A 17,734-nucleotide genomic window follows, 5' to 3' on the forward strand; every position below is an offset into this window, starting at 1 on the left:
ATTTAATCTGAATTAATTGCCTTTTTAACTTTAGCTCTTTTCACATTCTATAAAAATTGCTGAAAAATTCTTTGATATAAGAAAATTTCTTGTGAGCCATTGGGGCTTGTGTTAAGTTTTGGTACCTTAGTCTTATAGATGATATAGCAGTATTGAATAATCTAGAATATTCATAAACAAAGATTTTAAGCTTCAAAATGACATGTTAAGTACCAAAAAACAAACTTTAATTGTTCTTAGTCTTTTTTTTTTAGCGGCATTAGCAGGGCTATTTTTACGGTATTTGAATGTGAATCCGTTAGAGGAAATTAATTTTAGATACTTCGTTCATACACACTCTCACGTAGCTTTGTTAGGGTGGATTCATTTAAGCTTAATGCTCCTTATTAATAAGCTAGTCCTAAAAAAGTATGTTCCGCTCCGGGTGTATTCTCGCTTATTTTACGCCACCTTATTTTCGGTAGTTGGAATGCTGCTCAGCTTTCCTTTTCAAGGATATGCAGCCATATCTATAGGTTTCTCTACCTTATTCATTTTGATAAGTTATGTTTTTTATTGGGCGTTTATTCACTATATACCTAAAGAAGAACGACAAACTTCTGGTTTAAAATGTATTCGCTATGCACTTGTTTATATGGTGCTATCAAGTTTGGGAACATGGGCTATTGGTGCAGTAATGTCTACTCTAGGGCCAACTTCAGATTGGTATAGAATCTCCATTTATTTTTATTTGCATTTTCAATACAATGGCTGGATGATTTTATCTTTAGTTGGTTTAATACTATTGATTTTTGAAAACCAGGATATTTATTTCGGGAAACGCAATTTTAGTCGGTTTTTGCTAACTTTTCACTTCGGAATAGTGCTAAGCTTTTTTATCTCAGTATTGTTTACCAATCCGCCAGATATATTTTATTTGTTAGCAGTGATTGGAGCGGCATTACAATTGATGTCTTTTAATTTCCTCTTTACTTTCTTCCGAAAAATCAAATGGATTCTCCTACAAAAATTCACCCGATTACAACGCAACCTCTTCCGCTGGTTTGTGGTATTGCTGGCCAGTAAATTAATCATGCAATTTTTGGCTGGCTTTCCACAAATCGCACCTTGGATCACGCAATATAAAAACTTAAGCATAGGTTTTTTACATTGGGTATTTTTAGGAGTCACCTGTATAGGTTTATTTTTAGTGCTAGACTTTATAGGAATGTTTAAAATTAATCTCTTACAATTTAGCTTATACGTCGTGGCTTTTTTAGGAACAGAAATATTAATTTTCTTAAAACCCTTATCAAACATATTTGACCTCCCTCTTCCTAATAATTACAACTGGTGGCTTTTTTATGCAAGTCTACTCTTAGTCTTAGTGATAGGAAGTATGTGGTTCAGGCAGATTCAGCTAAGCATAAAAAAAGACCGCCCGTAGGCAGTCTTTCGTAGTTTATTTCTTGTCCTTATTTGGCGGATATTTTTTCATAACCTCCATAACGATTTCATTTATACGCTCAATTTTTGCTTCGCGTTCTTGAGAGAGAACCCCAGTTCCCATTCCTTGCCATACCAGCTCTTTCTTTTCTGCATCAATAAAATCTATATATAAAGTTCCTTCCGTAGAAGTGCTTACAGTTTCTCTTCCCATTCCTCCGTAATAATAAGGCGTCCATCCGTAGCTATATCCAAAGTTATTTCTGTAAATATCTACGTTGGTATTCGTTTTGGTAAAAATACTCACCAATAAACTGGGATTAGTAGATTTTACGAGCCCCTTTTGGGTAAGTTCCGCTTCAATAGCTCTTAAGATTCTCTTTTTATCTAAGTCAGATATTTCTGCTTTATCAATTCCTGGCTTATAAAAAGCAAACGATTGATATTTATTAAAATCTACCGCCTCGTCGTAATCTGTCGCTACTTTTACACTACTGCAGGAAGTAACGAATAAAGTAACAAAGGTTAATACCGGAATTAAAAGTTGAAATCTTCTCATAGCATTTTATTTTTAGGGCGTTCGGGCGGGCTTTCGCGAGTCGCTTTTTGGTTTAGAAAAAAAACCAAAAGAGCTTCAACAAATCGCTCAATCCCTAACGCAAATTAGTCTTTTAATAATGCCGGATCTACTTGATGAGGAATGGTAACTTTTAAGTGAGGCTCCAATTCCATCGCACGTTTTATGGCAAAAATAGCTCCATCATTTCGTGCCCAAGAACGTCTAGCAATCCCATTATTTACATCCCAAAAAAGCATAGACTTTAATCGTCTGTCGGCATCTAAACTACCATCAAGTACCATACCAAAACCACCGTTTACTACTTCGCCCCAGCCAACGCCACCGCCATTATGTATGCTTACCCAAGTGGCTCCTCTAAAGCTATCTCCTATCACATTTTGTATCGCCATATCTGCTGTAAACTGGCTGCCGTCATAAATGTTGGAGGTTTCACGGTAAGGTGAATCTGTTCCCGAAACATCGTGATGGTCTCGGCCTAAAATAACCTGTCCAATTTCGCCATTTTTTATCGCTTTATTAAAGGCTTCAGCTATTTTCATTCTTCCTTCCGCGTCAGCGTAAAGAATACGAGCCTGAGAACCTACCACCAATTTATTTTCTTGTGCGCCTTTAATCCAAGTAATATTATCTTGCATTTGTTGCTGAATTTCTTCCGGAGCATTTTTCTTTAATTCTTCTAGAACCTGCGTCGCAATCTCATCGGTTTTAAGTAAATCTTCAGATTTCCCCGAAGCACAAACCCATCTAAACGGACCAAAACCAAAATCGAAACACATAGGTCCCATAATATCTTGAACGTAACTAGGATACTTAAAGTTCTTGCCATCTTCGTTCATAATATCAGCGCCAGCTCTAGAAGCTTCTAATAAAAAGGCATTTCCGTAATCAAAGAAATAAGTTCCTTTTGCCGTATGTTTATTGATTGCTTCTACTTGGCGTTTTAAACTCTTCTGAACTTCAGTCTTAAACTGCTTAGGGTTGTTAGCCATCATCTCGTTAGCTTCTTCGTAAGAAAGACCAACAGGATAATAACCTCCCGCCCAAGGATTATGAAGAGAAGTTTGATCACTTCCCAAATCGATACGAATATTTTCTTCGTCAAATTTCTCCCAAACCTCTACGATGTTTCCATCATAGCCAATAGAAATAGCTTCTTTGTTTTCTTTAGCTTCTTTTACACGCTTGGCAAGTTGATCTAAATCGCTAATCACTTCTTTCACCCAACCTTGAGAATGTCTTGTTTTGGTCGCTTTAGGATTAACTTCTGCGCAAACGGTAACACAACCTGCAATATCTCCTGCTTTAGGTTGAGCACCGCTCATTCCTCCTAATCCGGAAGTAACAAAAAGGCCGCCTTGAGGCTCTTTTTTAATTTTTCTAAATCCATTTAAAACGGTAATCGTAGTTCCGTGAACAATTCCCTGCGGACCTATATACATAAAGCTTCCGGCAGTCATTTGTCCAAATTGAGTAACTCCAAGGGCATTAAATTTCTCCCAATCATCGGGTTTGGAATAATTGGGAATCATCATTCCGTTGGTAACTACTACTCTTGGAGCGTCTTTATGAGAAGGGAACAAGCCCATTGGGTGTCCGCTGTACATCGCTAAAGTCTGTTCATTGGTCATTTCAGCTAAATATTTCATCACCAAATGGTATTGCGCCCAGTTTTGGAAAACGGCTCCATTACCACCATAGGTAATTAATTCGTGCGGATGTTGTGCTACTGCGTGATCCAAATTATTCTGAATCATCAACATAATGGCTTTTGCCTGCTCACTTTTTCCAGGATAATCGTTTATAGAACGCGCATAAATCTTATGCTCGGGAAGAAAACGGTACATATAAATTCTTCCGTAGGTGTTTAGTTCTTCTCTAAACTCTGGAAGTAAAGTAGCGTGATGCTGCGGCTCAAAATACCTCAAGGCATTTTGTAAGGCTAACTTTTTTTCTTCTTTTGTAAGTATATCTTTACGCTTAGGCGCGTGATTGATTGTGGTATCGTATTCTTTTTTTACGGGAAGTTCATTTGGGATTCCTTGTAAGATTTCTTCTTTAAAAGTCATATTTTCAGTGTTCAGTGTTCAGTGTTGTTTTAGTTAATTTAATTAATAGTCTCTAGAAGGAACATTATAAATGATTTTTTTTTACTCCCTTTCCTCTGGAAAGGGTTGGGGATAGGATGAATTTAATGTTTATCATCTCGTCCCCTCCTAATTCCTCCCCTGGGGGAGGAATTAAAAAAGATAATTATCGAGTGTACTAATGTCATTCCTACTTAGAGGAATCTCTCGTTCTAAGCAAAAAACTATTCCTGCCCACCTCAATTTCTATATAGACATGATAAGCGAGGTTCTACGTGCTCCACTCTAAATGACAATTAAAATTATATAAACGTTTTCTAAATTACTACCAACTGATCATTACTCCCTCTTTTTATCATATCCATAGGGGCAATGACGGCATCCGCTTTTACAGCAATATCCTCTTTTTAAATGATATTGAGCCGTAAAACATTTGTAGCCTTCTGGTGTGAGGTAATAATCTCCCTCTTCTAAAGGAATATGCTTCTTTAAGTTCATAGATTCCAAAAATAAGGATTTTTAACCTGAAATAGAAGTATTACAAGTCGGATAAAGCTTTAATACTTCCGCAGAAGAATAAAACGTTGTATTTTTGCAAAAAGTATAGGCTTGTTCAACTTAACTCCTTCTTCCAATCAATTTATAATCCAAAAAAATGGAGTGGAAGTCTTTTTAAAACGGGAAGATTTATTGCATCCGTTGGTTTCTGGAAATAAGTTTAGGAAATTAAAATACAATCTTCAAGAAGCTAAGAAACAGGGTAAAGACACGATACTTACTTTTGGAGGCGCTTTTTCCAATCATATTGTGGCCACTTCCGCAGCAGCGAAATTGTCACAACTAAAATCTATTGGAGTCATTAGAGGAGAAGAATTGGGAGGTGAAAATTTAGAAAAAACACTTCTGCAAAATCATACTTTAAGAAACGCAAAAGAAATGGGGATGCAGTTGTTTTTTGTAGATAGAGAAACCTACCGAAATAAAGAAAAGCAATCCTTTATAGAAGCATTAAAAAACAAATTTGGAGATTTTTATTTAGTACCCGAAGGAGGAACCAATGATTTGGCAATTAAAGGTTGCGAAGAAATTTTAACCGAAGCAGATAAAAATTTTGATGTGGTTTGCTGCCCTGTAGGAACGGGAGGGACGGTATCTGGAATAATTAATTCGTCTTACGAGCAACAACATATTTTAGGCTTTTCGGCGCTTAAGGGAGACTTCTTAAAAGATGAAGTCGCACAACTCGTAAAAAAAAAGAACTGGGAGATTATAATAGATTATCATTTTGGCGGTTATGCTAAAGTAGATCGCACTTTAATCGACTTTATAAATGATTTTAAAACGCACTATAATGTACTTTTAGATCCTATTTATACGGGAAAGATGATATATGGCATTTTTGATAGGATAGAAAAGGAAGAATTTACTAAAAATACCCGTATTTTAGCGGTTCATACTGGAGGTTTACAAGGAATCTCTGGAGTTAATAAAAAATTGATTAAAAAAAACCTACCCAAAATTAATACTTAGAGATGAAAGGAAGAATTTTTATTGCAGTGTTAGTATCAGGACTTGTACTTAGTTCTTGCGGAAGTAAAAAAAAGATAGCTAAGTCTGGCAAATATAGAACTCATGAAACTGTCACTTATAATGATAGAAGAGATAATAGTCCTAGAAGAAATGACAATACTGTAGTTCCTAATCCAACTAGAGAAGATGTCAATGCCAAAAATCCAACTGCGAACGCTCCCGTTTTTGAAGACAATAACGAATGGTATATTTATGAATATTCCCAAATTGCAAAAGATGAAATGGCACTTTACGGAATTCCTGCGAGTATTACCCTCGCACAAGGTATACTGGAATCTAGTGCAGGAAAAGGGAAACTTACCTTAAAATCTAACAATCATTTTGGAATTAAATGTAATGGTTGGGAGGGTGAGAAAGTCTATCACGATGATGATACGTACCAAGAGTGTTTTAGAAAATACAAGGATCCTAAATATAGTTTTAGAGACCATTCCCTGTTTTTAAAAGATAGAAGACGTTATTCGGCTCTTTTTAATTTAAAGAAAGACGATTATAAAGGTTGGGCTTATGGTTTAAAAAAAGCAGGATACGCAACAGATCCTCGCTATCCTGCAAAATTAATTAGTATTATTGAAAGGTATCAATTACAGCGTTTTGATGATGAAGTTTTAGGTAATGGAAGCAGGGACGGTTTACCTTCCAGAGAGACTAAAGTAGATTATACAAGCATTCGTTATACGGTTAGAAAAGGAGATACTTTATACAGTATTTCAAAACGTTACAATTTAACCATCGAAGAATTAAAGTCTATCAATAAATTAAGAAGTGATAATTTGGCCATTGGTCAGAAATTATACGTAAAAACATTTTAAAAGAAATACAGCTATGTTGTATCAAAGAAGTAGTCAACTTTTTAAAGAAGCACAAAAATACATTCCGGGAGGAGTAAATTCGCCAGTACGAGCATTTTCTGCCCTTGGCGGAAATCCAATTTTTATTAAAGAAGCCAAAGGAGCTTACATCTATGATGAAGATGGTAGAAAGTATATAGATTATATCAACTCATGGGGTCCAATGATTTTAGGACACGCACATCAGCCTGTGGTAGATGCCGTGATAGAGAAAACCAAAAAGGGAACCTCTTTTGGAACGCCTACAGAGATTGAAACGCAAATCGCAAAATTAGCCACTCAAATGGTGCCTAATATTGACCAGATTAGAATGGTGAATAGCGGTACAGAAGCTTGTATGAGTGCGGTGAGACTTGCACGAGGATTTACAGGAAAAGATAAAATCATCAAATTTGCGGGTTGTTATCACGGGCATAGTGATTCATTTTTAATCCAAGCAGGAAGTGGTGCGGTGACTTTTGGAACACCTAATTCTCCAGGGGTAACAAAAGGAACGGCGCAAGATACTTTATTGGCGCAATTTAATAATTTGCTGAGTGTAGAAGAATTAATCAAAGCAAATGCAAAGGAAATCGCGTGTATAATTGTAGAGCCTATTGCGGGTAATATGGGATGCATTCCGCCTCAGAAAGGCTTTTTAGAAGGACTAAGACAACTTTGTGATAAAAACGATATACTACTTATTTTTGATGAGGTGATGACAGGTTTCCGTCAAGCGGAAGGAGGAGTGCAACAGCGATTAAATATAAATGCCGATATTGTTGCTTTCGGGAAAGTAATAGGCGGCGGACTCCCAGTGGGTGCTTTTGCAGCCCGAAAGGAAATTATGAATCATTTAGCACCCATAGGTCCCGTCTACCAAGCAGGAACCCTTAGCGGAAATCCTTTAGCGATGGCCGCAGGTTTAGCGATGCTTACCGAGCTTCACGAAAATCCTGAAATTTTTAAAAGTATAGATAAGAAAACCGTTTACCTTAAAGAAGGATTAGATAAGGTGCTAAACAAAAACGGAGTTACTTATACTATTAATCAAATAGGATCTATGATTTCTATACATTTTTCTGAAACGCCAGTGATAGATTTTGAAACTGCCGCTTTAGGAAACAATGAATACTTTAAAAAATTCTTCCACGGCATGTTGGAAGAAGGTATTTATATTGCCCCAAGTGCTTTTGAAACTTGGTTTATTTCTGAAGCATTATCGTATGAGGATTTAGATAAAACCATTGCTGCCGCAGATAAAATCACCGCAGGCTGGTAGGTTAATTTCATAAAGTACATTTATAAGTTTTAAAAAGAGAGGCCTCACATCTGTGAGGTTTGTTATGTTTTGAAGCTCTCGGTCTTATCTACTCATTTAAAAAGTTATTTTTACTACAATCTATAAAAAGAGAATCTTCTAAAGGAGACAAGCCAATCTCTTTGCGCAAAATATTTGTAGTTGCTTTGGAAGAGAAGCAAGGCATACCAAAGGCTGAACCGTATAAAACCTCTTTCCCACCGCTTTTCCACCAAAAGTGTTTATCCAAAACTGTAGCTATAAATTCTCTATTTAAATTGCCTTTATCTGCTTCTTTTACAAGCATTTTTATTTTACGCCTATCGCTCAATAAGCGGTATGGGTTATGTAATAATATTACTTGAGAAGCGCCACCAACACATTGTTGTTCAAAATTAGCTTCACCTAGTAAATTCTTACTTGGATAGCCATATTTCTCGATGATCTCAAAAAGATTTACAAAATGGATAGAATCAATTTTAACTGCTAAGTTCTTATCGATTTGAGTATAAATTTCTCTTTCTCTTATTCCTTGATCTAAACCATACATTTGGCAAAGCTCAAATGCTAAAGAATCTCGTAGGTGCTTACTTATGAGCTCATTTTTTTGCGTTTCTAAAGTTTAACCTTGATTCTTATTTGAGTTGCAACTCAATAAAAGTACGCTAAAAACGGCACACATAACTTTAACCATAAATTGAGTATTACAAATTTATTTTTTTACTGAATTTTAAAGATAGTTAAAATAAACTTATAGATAATTTATTCATAATTTGAATGATCAAAAAGTTTTGTGCGATAGCCCTCACAGTCTCTAAGTTTTGGGATTGAAAACGTATGAGATATTATTGCGTACTAAGATTTAAAATTCAGCAATTTATAGCTCTCTATTAATTTGCAGCAACTCCTCCAGATAATCCCTTTTATTAGAAAGTCTAGGGATTTTGTGTTGTCCGCCAAGCTTATTGTTTTTCTTAGACCAAGTATAAAATAAATGATGTTTAGCAATACGCACCTGTAGTCTAGTTAAGGTGACGTTATTTTTTCGCTTGGCTTCATAATCGCTATTAAGAGTTTGTAAAGCTTCATCCAAACAACGTTCAAATTCTTGAAGATCTTTTGGCGGAGTTTTAAACTCGATGATCCATTCATGAGCACCTTTATCTTTGCCTTCCATAAAAACAGGACCAGCCGTATAATCTACAATTTCGCAGCAGGTGAGTTGCGTGGCTTTCTTAAGCGCTTCTTCCGCATTTTCTATAATTAACTCTTCTCCAAATACGTTAATGTGGTGTTTTGTTCTTCCGGTAACTCTTATGCGATAAGGATAAGTAGAAGTAAATCTAACCGTATCGCCTATTTTATATCTCCATAATCCTGCATTGGTGGTAATAATAATAGCATAATTAACGCCTATTTCTACTTCGCTTAACGGAATTGTTTTCTCATCATTAGAATCATACACATCCATCGGGATAAATTCGTAGAAGATACCATAATCTAGCATCAGTAAAAGTTCTTTGCTGTTGTTTCTATCTTGTACCGCAAAAAAACCTTCCGAAGCATTATAAGTCTCGTAATATTTAAAATTAGGCTTAGTGATTAGTTTATGGTATTGATCGCGGTAAGGTTCAAAACTTACGCCGCCATGAAAGTACACTTCCAAATCTGGCCATACTTCTTGTAAGCTTGTTTTTTGGGTGTATTGCATCACATTATTGAGTAGCACTAACATCCACGAGGGTACTCCCGCTAGGCTGGTTACATTCTCTTGTATGGTAGTTTTTACAACGGCTTGCATTTTAGCTTCAAAATCGCTCATCAACGAGATTTCATTGTTGGGTGTAGAACTGTAGGTCGCCCAAAATGGCATATTGTCTATTAAAATAGCCGATAAGTCTCCAAAAACAGTTCCATTTTCTTTATAAAGCTCCTTACTTCCGCCTAAGCGTAAACTTTTACCCGTAAATAACTGCGAATTTTCATTATTATTCAAATAAAGACATAGTAAATCTTTACTCGCCGCATAATGACATTGCTCTAAAGACTCTGGACTCACAGGTACAAATTTACTTTTCGCATTTGTAGTTCCGCTAGATTTGGCAAACCATTTAATAGGTGTGGGCCAAAAAATATTGTTTTCTCCTCTTCGACTTCTTTCTATGAGAGGCTCAAATTCTTCATAGGTTTGAATGGGCACTCTCTGGGTAAAGGTTTGGTAATTCCGAATACTAGCAAAGTCATATTTCTTGCCTATAAGCGTGTCTTTTGACTTCTCAATGAGCTGATGTAAAATTTCAGTTTGTACCTCGTGCGGGTATTTAATGAACAGCTCCATTTGATGAATTCTTTTCTTTAAGAACCAGGAAGCAATCGAATTTACAATGGGGATTGGCATTAATCGTGTATATTTAAACCTTTAATGAAAGTTATAAAAATAAAACTTAAAAGTGGATAGAATCACTTTCTTTGCAAAAATATACAAAATATGCTGTTTGAAGGAGTATTAAAAAAAATGCCTACGGAATTAAAAGAGGAAGTTCAATATTATATGGTTTTTGAGAATGATTTTCTACACGTGAATCAGCTTTTAGGCCAAAAAATAAGTCTTTCCTTCGTTAAATACCAATGCTTAAACTGCGAAAAAGACAAAAAAATATTTCGACAAGGTTTTTGTTACGATTGTTTTTATGAGATTCCGCAAGCTGGAGATTGGATAATGAAACCAGAGCTAAGTACTGCACATTTAGAACAGGAAGATAGAGATTTGGAGTATGAAAAACGTGTTCAATTACAACCGCACATTGTGTATTTAGCCAATTCGAGTAATGTAAAAGTTGGCGTGACTAGAAAAACACAAGTTCCTACGCGTTGGATAGATCAAGGTGCGCACGAAGCTTTAGAGATTTTGGAAGTTCCCAATCGTTACCTTGCGGGAATTGCCGAGGTAGCGCTAAAAGATCATGTAGCCGATAAAACCAATTGGCGAACTATGTTAAAAAATGAGATTGAAGATGTGAACTTGGAGGAAACCAGAAATGAGTTGTTGCAGTTTTTACCAGAAGAGGTGGAGCCTTATATTTTAAAAAATAATAAAGAAACCGAAATTAATTTTCCTGTAATAAGTTACCCTAAAAAACTTAAAAGTTTAAACCTTATTAAAACCTTAGATTATACGGGTGTTTTAAAAGGAATTAAAGGACAGTATCTATTATTTGAAGATGATATAGTTTTTAACGTTAGAAACAATGCAGGTCTTTATATTGAGTTGAAAGTATAACTGAATTTTCTAAAACATCAGTTTGGAAAGAAAATGGAATGTGGCGGCCGAGTGATTTTCAATAGAAAATTATATTGAAGCTACAAAACGAAAATCTCAAAATGCTAGCAAATACAAATAGCTTTCTTACAAAGGAGAGTGAGATTCTTCCTTCGTCGGAATGACAGATTTTTAAAGTTTCTACATTGGCAAATACAAGCAGTTTTTTGCAAAATAGAGAAATTAAATTGTTGTAGGTTAGGAGCAAGTTAATCCACTAGGGTTTTTGCTCTCTTTCCTCTGGAAAGGGCTGGGGCAGGATAAGTTTACTTTTGCATTAAACTAGTAGATATTTTGGAAAACCTCGCTTGGTTCTTAGCATGTAATAAAGGCTCAATAGCAATATTGAACCTTATTTTATATAAAGATAAGCGTTATAGCTTATATATCTTCTTGATCTCTTAAATGCTGAATATAAGACGCTTTTTGAAGCTGTCTTCTTTTCGCCACAGAAGGTTTTGTGAAATGTTTATTATCTCTCAATCTTTGAAGAGTCTTCGTATCACGATACTTTCTTTTTAAGCGTTTTAAAGCACGCTCTATCTTCTCACCGTCTTTTACTTTTACAATTAGCATATAGTGTATTTTTAATTTTAAAATTTATAAGGATACATCGCGTTCCATCTCAATTCCTTACGAACCAAACAGGCCTGTGAAAATTGAGGTGCAAATATATAAATAATTATCTATATACGAAGCAAAAAAAGATATTTTAAAAAGATTTACCCAAGATAATTTCTTAAGATTTTATTCTTAGAAGAATCTTTTAATTTCCTTATTCCTTTTTCTCTAATTTGCCTCACGCGCTCTCGGGTAAGTCCAAAAGTATCACCTATTTCTTCTAAACTCATGGCTTGGTGATTTCCTAAACCATAAAACAATCGAATCACATCTGCTTCTCTAGGAGATAAGGTATCTAAAGCTCTCCCAATTTCAATGGTTAGCGAGTCGTGAATTAAAGCTTGATCTGGATTTGGAGATTCTCCAGTATTGATTACATCATATAAACTAGAAGTTTCTCCTTCTCTAAGTGGCGCATCCATAGATAAATGCCTACCTGAGTTTTTTAAAGATTGTCTTACCACGCTAATGCTAAGATCTAATTCTTTAGCAATTTCTTCGGGAGTAGGAGGACGCTGATTGGTTTGTTCTAAATGAGAAAAAGCTTTGTTGATTTTATTGATAGAACCAATCTTATTTAGCGGTAAGCGTACAATTCTAGACTGTTCGGCTAAAGCCTGTAAAATGGATTGTCTAATCCACCATACGGCATAGGAGATAAATTTAAAACCTCTGGTCTCATCAAATCTTTTGGCTGCTTTTACTAAACCTACATTTCCTTCGTTAATAAGATCAGGTAATGTTAAGCCTTGATTTTGATATTGTTTAGAAACGGAAACCACAAACCGGAGATTGGCTGTAGTTAATTTATCTAAAGCTACTTGATCTCCTTCTCTAATTTTTTGTGCTAGTTCTACTTCCTCTTCCGCAGTAATTAAATCTACTTTTCCAATGTCTTGCAAATACTTATCTAAAGAAACCGACTCTCTATTGGTTACTTGTTTGGTAATTTTAAGTTGTCTCATATTGCAAAACTGTTTTGGATGTAAGTTAGTAAAAAAGTGATAACCAAGATGTTTTTAATTTTTATCTTTATTTTTCCCTTTTCCAAATAAATCTTTTAAAACGTTTCCTGCAGCCTCTTTGATCTTGTCCTCTCTGTCTTTTTCTTTTGTGGTATTGGGAGTAGCACCCGTACTATCTTGAGGCGTTGTATTAGTATTTCCCTCTGGGTTTGTATTCTTATCTATGAAGTCTTTTATCTTATCTTTTGTGCTCTCAATAGCCTTATCTTTTTGAACTTCAATAATACGTTGCGTTAGCTCTTGTACAGCTTGCTTGGTATTGATATTAATATTAGGATTGTCAAAAGAGCCACTCAAACCAATAGGTAAATTTACGTTCATAGACTCTATTTCTGTTGCACTTAATTTTGCCAGTTGTCCACCTACTTCAGAGCCTAAGTATTTTGCAGGAATATTTAAATCTAAATGATAGTTCATTACATTTTCAAAACTATGCGAACCGCCAGCCGTAACTTTAATTCCTTTAACATCAAAATCAAAAGGTTTTAAATTAATATTACCATCGCTAAAAGTTAAGTTGGTTTGTAGGTCTTTTAAATTTAGGTTGTCTAAATTAATAAAATCTAAGCTTCCGTCGAGTCTGGATAATAAAGGCATCTTTTCGCTATCCACTTTGGCATCTAAAATTTGAGCAAAAGCATCTCCTGCCAAACTTGCCATGATAGGAGTAAGATCTTTAGTTAGATTTCCTTTAAGATTAAGTGTTGTGTTTAGGTTTCCTTGAAGTGCTTTGGCTATTGGTGCTAAATTTTGAATAATTTCCATTCCGTTAAAAGATTGTACAATATCAATGCTATTTAAACCTAATTTCATATCAAAAGTAGGGGTAGCATTTTTGGTAGATACATTTCCGTTAATGGCAATATTTCCGCCAAAAATATTGGATGTAATGTTTTCTAAACGTGCCGTTTCATCTTTAATAATTAATGTTCCTTTAGCATTGTTGAGGGTAAGATTATCATACAAAACTTTGTTTGCCGTAAAGTCTAAACGCGCATCTAAGAAAGAAGGTATTTTGATGGCTTCTTCTTTTGATGCGGGAGTGGTCCTGGTTTTCTGGCCTGTTCCTGGTTTCGCTTCCGCGGAAGCGATCATGAAATCATTTAATGAGAAGGTATTAGATTGTACATTAAACCTCCCTTTTAAATCTTGATCTGAAAACATATAACCCATCAAATTCTCTAAAGATCCCGAAACATTGGCATCTGTTTGCCCAGATGTTATCTGCATTTCTTCTAGATTCACTTTAGTCGAATTAAAGTTAAGACTCGCCTTAGCGATATTTACATCGTTAGGAATCTCTGGAGAGACATATTTAAAATTGGTAATACTGGCTTTTCCATTACTCTTTACATTTTGATACCTTTCTTTTTCTATAGAATTCATATCAAAATTGGTAGTGAAATTTGCTTTTAAAATTCCGTTGAGATCCATATCCAAATCCAACGGATAAGCTTGCTCTAGGTGACCTAAATTTAAAGTTCCGTTTACGGCAAGATTTACCAACATATTTTCGGTAAGATTTTTAAAGTTTCCAGTAGCCGAAAAGACGTCTTGGTCTATCTTAAAATTGAGCTTATCTAAATTAAGGTAAGTATCTGCTACAATTCCAGTTTCGTTTTTAAGCAATGCATCAATATGTATATTTTCTACGCGTTTAGGTAACTCTGCAAATTTAAAGGAAGCATTGTCACTTTTAACCGAAATGTCTAAGGTAGGAATATGAGTTTCGTCTATCACTCCTTTAATTATTCCGTTAAGCATAAAATCGCCTGTGGTATCTACACCATCTAGATTTTTAGCATAAGTTTCGGGAATAACGGCCAAGAAGTTTTTAAAGTCTGAAGAAGGCGTTTTAAAAGTTAAATCAATCTCATTGTTATTTTCGTTTATTTTTACAAATCCGTTAAAGGTTAAAGGCAACTGATTGATGTAAGCTTCATTTTCTAAAAAGGTATATTTCTGGTTTTCTAAATCAAGCTCAAAATCGGCATCTAGTTTTAACTTATGATTTTTAAGGTAATTTACGCTATCCATTTCAAAGGAAATAAGTCCTGTAGAGGTGGTTTCTAAAGTAGTAGTTGATGCAGAAAAATCTCCAGTTCCTTTATGGTTAAATTCAGAAAGTCTTAAATACGTTTTACTCGCTTCATCCAAGTAATTAATTCGGCTATCGTTAATTTCGTAGTGCTGCACGTCTAGTGAAAGTCCGCCATCGCTAGAAGTCGTGTCTTGTGCTGTAGAAGTGCTTTCTTTGGCGATATCGTAATTAGCATTTCCCAAAGAATCTACTTTTACATTGATGAAAGCTCTGTTCAAAATAAGCTCATTAATACTTAGAGGTTCATCTCCGCTTTTAAAAAGCTGCGGAATATCCATACTTAATCTAATCTCTTCTCCAGATGCCAAGGTGTCTCCCGCAAATGGTTCTTTGTTCACTACACTTAGATTTCTTAAGGTCACCAAAGCATCTGGAAAACTTTTGTACAAACTCAAATCGAGTTTTTCCCAGCTTACGGTGGCGTTTACATTATTATTGATAGATTTTTTTATTGATCTTTCAATAGGACCTTTAAAAAGTATAGGTGCCAAAAAAACGAGGATAATTAATACCACTAAGATAATCCCGATTATTTTTAATGCTTTTTTCATAATTAATCAATGCTTAATTCTTGAGTTGAATCTAAATTAAATTTTTTTCTAAAAATATACACTCCCAAATATAAAAATGGGGTGTCTAATAATGCAATTAAAACTTTAAATAAGAAGCTACTTAACAGTAAGGTACTAAATAACTTCCATTCTATTTCCTTAAAACTACATAACAATAGTAATACCACAAATGTATCTACAAATTGAGACAAAAATGTAGAAAAGTTATTACGTAGCCACAAATGTTTTCCTTTGGTTAATTTTTTCCAGAAATGATACAGCTGAATGTCTATAAATTGCGCCAATAAATAGGCCATCATGGATGCTAAAACAGCAATTGCGGTAGAGCCAAAAACGGTTTCAAATAAATCATCACTTATGGGAGACCAAGATGTAGCGGGCACTATGGAGGCTGCAAAAACGATGAGTAATGAAAATAAGGAGGCAAAAATACCTGCAATAACCACCTGATTGGCTTTTTTCTTTCCATAAATCTCACTGATGAGGTCGGTGATTAAGAAAGTGAAGGGATAAGGTAAAACGCCTACCGAAATTTCGAATTGATATATTCCGAAGAAATCCCAAAAGAAAAATTTCTTAAAGATTAAATTAGAAGCTACTAAAGCCGATATAAATAATGCGCCTAAAATAAAATACACCTTATAGGCCAATAACTTTTTGCTGATTCCCAATTAATTATACATTTGTTGAAATTTCTAGGTTGCAAATCTAGGAGTATGTAATTTTCTTTTGCTTAATTTGCTGTGAAATTGTAGAACCTATTCTGTTAAATTTTTGAAAGAACCAAGACTTACATATATTGCATTAGGGAGCAATCAAGGAGATAAGTTACATTATTTACAAACGGGCGTAGATGCCATTCAGCAAAAAATAGGAGATGTGGTTCAGGCTTCTTCCATTTATGAAACTGCTGCGTTTGGGTTTGAAGGGCAGGATTTTTTTAACGCTTGTATCGCGGTAAATACGAGGCTCTCTGCTCAAAAAGTGCTTAGTCTTTTACAAGAAATAGAAAATACCAACGAAAGGCAACGGGCTTTAGGCGGATATCAAAATAGAACCTTAGATTTAGATATTCTTCTTTACGGAAATGAAGTTATCCACTTAAAAGAACTACAAATTCCTCATCCTCATTTGCATAAACGGGATTTTGTGCTTTTTCCTTTAGCGGAAATTGCTCCAGAACATATTCATCCTCAATTTCAGAAAGGTATAGCTCAGTTAAAAGAAGAATTACCGTCAAGCGGAATTAAAATTGCTTCGGAAAAATTACAACTAGAAAATATAGATTTTCAGCAATTTAAATACATTGCAATTGAAGGGAATATTGGCGCAGGTAAAACAAGTCTCGCCACGATGATTGCCCAAGATTATAATGCAAAGCTCATTTGCGAACGCTTTAAAGACAATCCTTTTTTGCCTAAATTTTATAAAGACCAGCACCGCTATGCATTTCCTTTAGAGATGTCTTTTTTAGCCGATCGTTACCAGCAATTGCTCGATGATATATCACAATATGATTTGTTTGCCGATTTTATGGTAGCCGATTATGATGTGTATAAATCTCTAATTTTTGCTGAAGTTACCTTGCAAGAAGAAGAATTTAATCTTTATAAGAAGCTCTTTAATATTATGTATAAAGATTTGGCAAAACCAGATTTGTATGTGTATCTCTATCAAAGCACAGAACGTTTACTGGAGAATATAAAAAAGCGAGGCAGAAGTTATGAGCAAGAAATCCCAGCAAATTACTTAGAGAACATCAATAAAGGCTATCTTAATTTCATTAAAAACCAGCATCACCTTAATGTGAAAATCATAGATATTTCGCATTTAGATTTTGTGAATTATCGTGAGGATTATTTGAAAGTACTTCAGAGTATTCAAGAATAATAAGGGTGTCTATGGCGAACTTTTGATTGAGAATGTATAGTTTGGATTGAACTGTCATTCCGATAAAGGAGGAATCTTTTCGTCTTCAAATTATCAAATTAGCTCATTTTCAGATCATCACATCATTTGCATAATGCTTCGATTCAATTTTTTTCAAAAATCACTCAGCCGCCGAGTTCTATTGTCAGATTGAGCGGAGTCGAAATCTTTAGCTTCGATAGAACCTTCTTCCGAAAATCACTCAGCTACCAAATTTCATTTTCAAATTAACACATTGCCACATTTTCAAATCATCACATTATTTGCATGAGGCTTCGATACAATTTTTTTCAAAAATCACTCAGCCGCCGAGTTCTATTGTCAGATTGAGCGGAGTCGAAATCTTTAGCTTCGATAG

15 protein-coding genes are annotated in these 17,734 nt (G+C 34.9%); 6 read left to right on the plus strand and 9 right to left on the minus strand.

Going from position 1 to position 17,734, the window contains the following annotated elements; genetic code table 11:
• Positions 1-202 precede the first annotated feature (202 nt).
• A complete protein-coding gene (locus RLT85_RS03415) occupies positions 203-1,426 on the plus strand; it encodes a hypothetical protein (protein ID WP_311400642.1) in 1,224 nt (407 codons plus the stop codon).
• Between the two features lie 15 nt (positions 1,427-1,441).
• Here the strand turns inward: RLT85_RS03415 and RLT85_RS03420 are convergent, their stop codons facing one another.
• The 3 genes from RLT85_RS03420 to RLT85_RS03430 form a co-directional block, all read right to left on the minus strand.
• The gene (locus RLT85_RS03420; protein WP_311400643.1) at positions 1,442-1,984 is read right to left on the minus strand and encodes a DUF4136 domain-containing protein; all 543 of its coding nucleotides are present in this window, start codon (positions 1,982-1,984) and stop codon (positions 1,442-1,444) included.
• Between the two features lie 104 nt (positions 1,985-2,088).
• On the minus strand, positions 2,089-4,071 hold the full coding sequence (gene hutU, locus RLT85_RS03425) for a urocanate hydratase (RefSeq protein ID WP_311400644.1): 1,983 nt from the start codon (positions 4,069-4,071) through the stop codon (positions 2,089-2,091).
• 357 nt (positions 4,072-4,428) lie between these two features.
• A complete protein-coding gene (locus RLT85_RS03430) occupies positions 4,429-4,587 on the minus strand; it encodes a C1orf53 family protein (protein ID WP_311400672.1) in 159 nt (52 codons plus the stop codon).
• 111 nt (positions 4,588-4,698) lie between these two features.
• On the opposite strand from RLT85_RS03430, the gene RLT85_RS03435 reads away from it, so the two are divergent.
• The 3 genes from RLT85_RS03435 to hemL are packed head-to-tail and all read left to right on the plus strand — an operon-like array spanning position 4,699 to position 7,791.
• Entirely contained in the window at positions 4,699-5,619 is a 921-nt protein-coding gene (locus RLT85_RS03435) for a 1-aminocyclopropane-1-carboxylate deaminase/D-cysteine desulfhydrase (RefSeq protein ID WP_311400645.1), read from the plus strand.
• Between the two features lie 2 nt (positions 5,620-5,621).
• Positions 5,622-6,491 (plus strand): glucosaminidase domain-containing protein, encoded by an 870-nt coding sequence (locus tag RLT85_RS03440; protein WP_311400646.1) that lies wholly within the window; start codon positions 5,622-5,624, stop codon positions 6,489-6,491.
• 13 nt (positions 6,492-6,504) lie between these two features.
• Positions 6,505-7,791, plus strand: a complete 1,287-nt coding sequence (gene hemL / locus RLT85_RS03445; RefSeq protein ID WP_311400647.1) for a glutamate-1-semialdehyde 2,1-aminomutase — start codon at positions 6,505-6,507, stop codon at positions 7,789-7,791.
• 88 nt (positions 7,792-7,879) lie between these two features.
• Here hemL and RLT85_RS03450 read toward each other — a convergent pair whose 3' ends face one another.
• Together RLT85_RS03450 and RLT85_RS03455 are read right to left on the minus strand one after the other, a co-directional pair.
• The gene (locus tag RLT85_RS03450) at positions 7,880-8,359 is read right to left on the minus strand and encodes a hypothetical protein (RefSeq protein ID WP_311400648.1); all 480 of its coding nucleotides are present in this window, start codon (positions 8,357-8,359) and stop codon (positions 7,880-7,882) included.
• A gap of 327 nt (positions 8,360-8,686) precedes the next feature.
• Entirely contained in the window at positions 8,687-10,207 is a 1,521-nt protein-coding gene (locus tag RLT85_RS03455) for a GH3 auxin-responsive promoter family protein (RefSeq protein ID WP_311400649.1), read from the minus strand.
• Between the two features lie 90 nt (positions 10,208-10,297).
• On the opposite strand from RLT85_RS03455, the gene RLT85_RS03460 reads away from it, so the two are divergent.
• A complete protein-coding gene (locus RLT85_RS03460) occupies positions 10,298-11,089 on the plus strand; it encodes a DUF2797 domain-containing protein (RefSeq protein WP_311400650.1) in 792 nt (263 codons plus the stop codon).
• A gap of 420 nt (positions 11,090-11,509) precedes the next feature.
• Here RLT85_RS03460 and rpsU read toward each other — a convergent pair whose 3' ends face one another.
• The 4 genes from rpsU to RLT85_RS03480 all read right to left on the minus strand — a co-directional run bounded on the left by rpsU (position 11,510) and on the right by RLT85_RS03480 (position 16,118).
• On the minus strand, positions 11,510-11,704 hold the full coding sequence (rpsU, locus tag RLT85_RS03465) for a 30S ribosomal protein S21 (protein ID WP_311400651.1): 195 nt from the start codon (positions 11,702-11,704) through the stop codon (positions 11,510-11,512).
• Positions 11,705-11,850: 146 nt separating this feature from the next.
• Positions 11,851-12,714, minus strand: a complete 864-nt coding sequence (locus RLT85_RS03470) for a sigma-70 family RNA polymerase sigma factor (protein WP_311400652.1) — start codon at positions 12,712-12,714, stop codon at positions 11,851-11,853.
• Positions 12,715-12,768: 54 nt separating this feature from the next.
• Entirely contained in the window at positions 12,769-15,426 is a 2,658-nt protein-coding gene (locus RLT85_RS03475; protein WP_311400653.1) for an AsmA family protein, read from the minus strand.
• Positions 15,427-15,428: 2 nt separating this feature from the next.
• A complete protein-coding gene (locus RLT85_RS03480; protein WP_311400654.1) occupies positions 15,429-16,118 on the minus strand; it encodes a queuosine precursor transporter in 690 nt (229 codons plus the stop codon).
• Between the two features lie 103 nt (positions 16,119-16,221).
• Here RLT85_RS03480 and folK point away from each other — a divergent pair, with 103 nt between their 5' ends.
• Positions 16,222-17,337 (plus strand): 2-amino-4-hydroxy-6-hydroxymethyldihydropteridine diphosphokinase, encoded by a 1,116-nt coding sequence (folK, locus tag RLT85_RS03485; protein WP_311400655.1) that lies wholly within the window; start codon positions 16,222-16,224, stop codon positions 17,335-17,337.
• Positions 17,338-17,734: the final 397 nt, after the last annotated feature.

The sequence above is a fragment of the Mesonia ostreae genome (assembly GCF_031845265.1).
Classification (GTDB): domain Bacteria; phylum Bacteroidota; class Bacteroidia; order Flavobacteriales; family Flavobacteriaceae; genus Mesonia; species Mesonia ostreae.

Coding starts and splice junctions, on each gene's coding strand:
- RLT85_RS03415 (WP_311400642.1), top strand. CDS start 203: ATGTTAAGTACCAAAAAACAAACTTTAATTGTTCTTAGTCTTTTTTTT.
- RLT85_RS03420 (WP_311400643.1), bottom strand. CDS start 1,984: ATGAGAAGATTTCAACTTTTAATTCCGGTATTAACCTTTGTTACTTTA.
- hutU (WP_311400644.1), bottom strand. CDS start 4,071: ATGACTTTTAAAGAAGAAATCTTACAAGGAATCCCAAATGAACTTCCC.
- RLT85_RS03430 (WP_311400672.1), bottom strand. CDS start 4,587: ATGAACTTAAAGAAGCATATTCCTTTAGAAGAGGGAGATTATTACCTC.
- RLT85_RS03440 (WP_311400646.1), top strand. CDS start 5,622: ATGAAAGGAAGAATTTTTATTGCAGTGTTAGTATCAGGACTTGTACTT.
- hemL (WP_311400647.1), top strand. CDS start 6,505: ATGTTGTATCAAAGAAGTAGTCAACTTTTTAAAGAAGCACAAAAATAC.
- RLT85_RS03450 (WP_311400648.1), bottom strand. CDS start 8,359: ATGTATGGTTTAGATCAAGGAATAAGAGAAAGAGAAATTTATACTCAA.
- RLT85_RS03455 (WP_311400649.1), bottom strand. CDS start 10,207: ATGCCAATCCCCATTGTAAATTCGATTGCTTCCTGGTTCTTAAAGAAA.
- RLT85_RS03460 (WP_311400650.1), top strand. CDS start 10,298: ATGCTGTTTGAAGGAGTATTAAAAAAAATGCCTACGGAATTAAAAGAG.
- rpsU (WP_311400651.1), bottom strand. CDS start 11,704: ATGCTAATTGTAAAAGTAAAAGACGGTGAGAAGATAGAGCGTGCTTTA.
- RLT85_RS03470 (WP_311400652.1), bottom strand. CDS start 12,714: ATGAGACAACTTAAAATTACCAAACAAGTAACCAATAGAGAGTCGGTT.
- RLT85_RS03475 (WP_311400653.1), bottom strand. CDS start 15,426: ATGAAAAAAGCATTAAAAATAATCGGGATTATCTTAGTGGTATTAATT.